The following is a 3,621-nucleotide window of genomic DNA, read 5'->3' as shown; positions in this document are numbered from 1 at the left end:
GACCGCCGCCACCGAAGGCGTCGTGAACGTCATCAACGACCTCGACTACCAGCACGACGACACCCACCCCACCGCCTACCCGAGAGCGTGACACGCGATGCCCGACCAGATGAACGGCGCGGCCGTCGCCGGGGTCCGGTGTCCCGGCCTTCAGGCGTCCTGGCGTCCTCGCGCCCTGGCGTCCGGAAAGAAAGATCAAAGCTAGGCGAACCATTGCCGCCGCCCCGCGCATCGGCTCCCGGACTCCGGCAAGACTGACGACACCGGAACCGCGGGGGTCGGGAGGCTGTCATCCTGGAGCGGACGTGCCGGGCCCTGCGGGGCTCGGGCCGCGCGATCTCGCAGGCCAGGCTGCGTCACACGAAGATTCAGTTCCAGGTGACGCTGGTGGCCGTCGCGACCGCCGTGCTGCTGTCCACGGCGCTGTACGCGGCGCTCCTGTGGATCATGCACGGGCAGGAGCGGACCGACCAGATCCAGCGCCTGGCGCACCAGGGCCGCACCGTCGTGGCGGCGGCCGACGCCGGGCGGCTCGCCGCATATCCCTTCCCGTCCTCGCGGGCGCTCCAGCAGGTGGTCGACCAGAACGGCCGCATCGTCGCCGCCACGCCCGGGATGCTCGGCCGCCCGCCGGTCTCGGTCGCGCGGCCGAACCCGGTGGACGACCGCCTGGCCACCCGCGCCTGCGGCATCGACGCGCCGGGCGGCTCCTGCTTCGCCATCGTGGAGTTCCGCGTCAGGAACGACTCGCAGACGCTGTACGTGCTCACCCTGGAGCCGGAGACGGCGCTCATCGCGCGCCCCGTCCCCGCCATCGTCCTGGGCTTCCTCATCCCCCTCAGCGCCGCCCTCGCGGGCTGGGGCGCCTGGGCCACCGCGAGCCGCGCACTGCGGCCGGCCGCGGCGATCCGCCGCGAGCTGGACGAGATCACCGCCACCGACCTCGGGCGGCGGGTGCCGGTGGAAGTCCGCGACGACGAGGTCACCAGGCTCGCCAGGAGCATCAACGCGACGCTCGACCGGCTCGAGCGGGCCGTCGCGCGGCAGCGGGCGTTCGTCTCCGACGTCTCCCACGAGCTGCGCAGCCCCCTGGCGGGCCTGCGCGTGGAACTCGAGCTCGCGCTGACCGAGCCCGACGGCGCCGATCTGCACCACGCCCTGGAGGCGATGCTGAGCAAGAGCGACCGCGTCGCGGAGGTCGTGGCCGATCTGCTGGCGCTGGCGCGCCTGGACGCCGGCAAGGACTTCCCGCGCGAGGAGGTCGATCTGGCCGAGGCGGTCGACCAGGAGATCCGGCGCCGCCCGCGCCGCGCCCGCTTCGAGCTCGTCCACGAGGGCCCGGTCAGGGTGGTCGGCGGCCCCAGCGAGCTGGCCCGGCTGCTCACCAACCTCATCGACAACGCCGACCGGCACGCCGAGCGATCGGTCACGGTGCGCGTCCACCGCGACCCCGCCACCGCGACCCGGCCCGCCACGGCGGTGGTCGAGGTCGTCGACGACGGGATCGGCGTCGCGGCCGAGGACCGCGAGCGGGTCTTCGAGCGGTTCACCCGGCTCGCCGACGGCCGGCACCGCGACGCGGGCGGCACCGGCCTCGGCCTCGCCATCTCCCGGGACATCGCCGAGGCGCACCACGGCACGCTGACCGTCACCGGGCGCCTCGACGACCGTCCCGGGGCCCGGTTCGTCCTGCGCCTGCCCGCCGCCGAAGCATCCCCGGGCGAGGGCCGCTGAGCTTCCTGGGGACGGTCGGAGACCTGGCTTGCGGGAGCGTCAGGCGTGCTGGGGCGTGCGGGCGGCCCCGACGGCCCGCGCAGGTGCTCCTCCTGCTGCTCGCCGGGCGGCGAGGTCCGAATGATGCGGCGATGCCAGCGCACCGGGTGGCCCGCCCCCGTCGCCGGCCTGCTCGCGCGCCAGGGAAAGGTGGAACCTTGACCGGGCACGCCGAAGGGGCGCTCACCGGAGTGAGCGCCCTCTCGGATTCCGCTTCGGTCACTTGAGAACCGGGAGGCGCTTGACCAGGGGGACCTTGGCCCACCAGCGGCCGAGGCCGAGGGTGTCGCCCGCGCTGACCAGAGCCAGGCCGACGATCAGCAGCGCGTAGACCAGGTGGTCGTCCATGAAGAGGTTGTTCTCCGGGGGCAGCACCGCCGACCACATCATGACCAGCAGCGCCGCGCCGCCCGCGGCGGCGATCCGCATGCCGATGCCCAGGATCAGCGCCGCACCGACGCCGCCGAGGCCGATCATGAACAGCCAGTCGGCCCAGGCCGCACCGGCGATGTCGTGGTAGAACCCGGCGAACGGGCCCTTGGGCGAGAACTTCAGGAACCCCTCGGTGGGGCTGCCGCCCTTGGTCCACGCCTTGGCTGCGGGGGTCTCGTGGCCCAGCCCGAACAGCTTGTCCAGGAACGCCCACAGGAAGACCCACCCCAGGGCCAGCCGCGCGACCGCCCAGACGTACCGGGCCGCGGCCGACTCGGTGAGCGGCTTGGGGGTCACGACCCGCACCAGCGGACGGTGCCCGTGCCGGGTGTTCATCTTGTGCTCGGAGACCGTCATCGCGTCTCACCTTCCGTCGCATCGCCTTTTCTCTTGCCACCACGAACTCAACTCCACGGCGAACGCGCGCTGTAGGTCCGTTAGGCGCATCGTCAGGGGGACCTAGGTCCCCTCGTCCGGTTCTTTATGCGCCCGCAATGCGTCCGTTCTCGGGCCGGACGTCCCTGCCCTCGCGCATGGGCGCCGTCCTAGCCTCGCAGGGAAGGTTCTGATCTGGAGGACGGTATGGAACTGGCGAGGATTGAGCGGACGATGGATCGAAGGCGTCGCAGTTGCGGTTTCGACAGGAACGATTTGCGGCGCGGAATGGACCGGTGGCAGTGGTTCATCGGATTGCTGCTGCTGACGGCCGGTATCGCCGTCGCTTCCGTCGCGGCCGTTCATGTGAGCCGCGCCGTTTACGATTCGGGCGTGCGGGCCGAACGCCGCGAGGCGGCTGTTCTGCATGCGACCGAGGCGACGGTCGTGAAGGTCGACGAGACCCGCTCGAACCGAGGGGTGAAGGTGTCCTGGATCGCTCCGGACGGTTCTCGCCGGACCGGCGCGTATGAGACCTGGCGCGGAGCGTCCGTGGGCGATCACGTTCGGGTCTGGGCCGGCCCTGAGGGCGTCCGGGAGGACCCCCCGCGGCCGCACGCGCGGACGATCGGTGACACCGCCTCCTACGCCGTGGGCACGGTGGCCGCGACCGCCGCGGTCTTCTGCGGCGCCTACCAGCTCGTGCGGCGCCGCTTCGACCGGATCCGGTACAGGCGCTGGGACGCCGCGTGGGCCGATCTGGACCGGCACCGCATCGGGCCGTGAACGCTCAGCCGTCGTTGAGTGGGACGCGCCAGGCCAGGATGGTGCCGCCGCCGGGCCGCCCGCGGGTGGTGCAGGACCCCCCGCACGCCTCGGCGCGCTCGGTCATGTTGCGCAGACCGCTGCGGCGGCCGCCCTCGGGAATGCCCACACCATCGTCCTCCACCCGCAGCATCAACTCGTCGCCGACATCGATGGCGACCGCGGCCTCACCCGCCCGCGCATGCCGCGCCACGTTCGACAGAGCCTCCCGCACGA

Annotated in this window: 4 protein-coding genes; 2 read left to right on the top strand and 2 right to left on the bottom strand. The window is 72.7% G+C overall.

The genetic code is table 11. The features are described 5' to 3' along the window. Positions 1-387 precede the first annotated feature (387 nt). On the top strand, positions 388-1,734 hold the full coding sequence (locus J4557_RS48850) for a sensor histidine kinase (protein WP_307800634.1): 1,347 nt from the start codon (positions 388-390) through the stop codon (positions 1,732-1,734). Positions 1,735-1,992: 258 nt separating this feature from the next. Here J4557_RS48850 and J4557_RS48845 read toward each other — a convergent pair whose 3' ends face one another. After that, the gene (locus tag J4557_RS48845) at positions 1,993-2,562 is read right to left on the bottom strand and encodes a hypothetical protein (protein WP_372442616.1); all 570 of its coding nucleotides are present in this window, start codon (positions 2,560-2,562) and stop codon (positions 1,993-1,995) included. A 225-nt stretch (positions 2,563-2,787) separates the two neighbouring features. Here J4557_RS48845 and J4557_RS48840 point away from each other — a divergent pair, with 225 nt between their 5' ends. Further along, the gene (locus J4557_RS48840) at positions 2,788-3,366 is read left to right on the top strand and encodes an Rv1733c family protein (protein WP_208274774.1); all 579 of its coding nucleotides are present in this window, start codon (positions 2,788-2,790) and stop codon (positions 3,364-3,366) included. 4 nt (positions 3,367-3,370) lie between these two features. Here the strand turns inward: J4557_RS48840 and J4557_RS48835 are convergent. Further along, positions 3,371-3,621, bottom strand: a 251-nt coding sequence (locus tag J4557_RS48835; protein ID WP_243777552.1) for a sensor histidine kinase, incomplete at its 5' end; no start/stop codon positions are given.

Origin of the sequence: Actinomadura nitritigenes (genome assembly GCF_017573545.1) — a bacterium.
Taxonomy (GTDB): domain Bacteria; phylum Actinomycetota; class Actinomycetes; order Streptosporangiales; family Streptosporangiaceae; genus Spirillospora; species Spirillospora nitritigenes.
The sequence above is the reverse complement of the archived record's forward strand: the minus strand, read 5'-3'. Positions and strand labels throughout refer to the sequence as shown.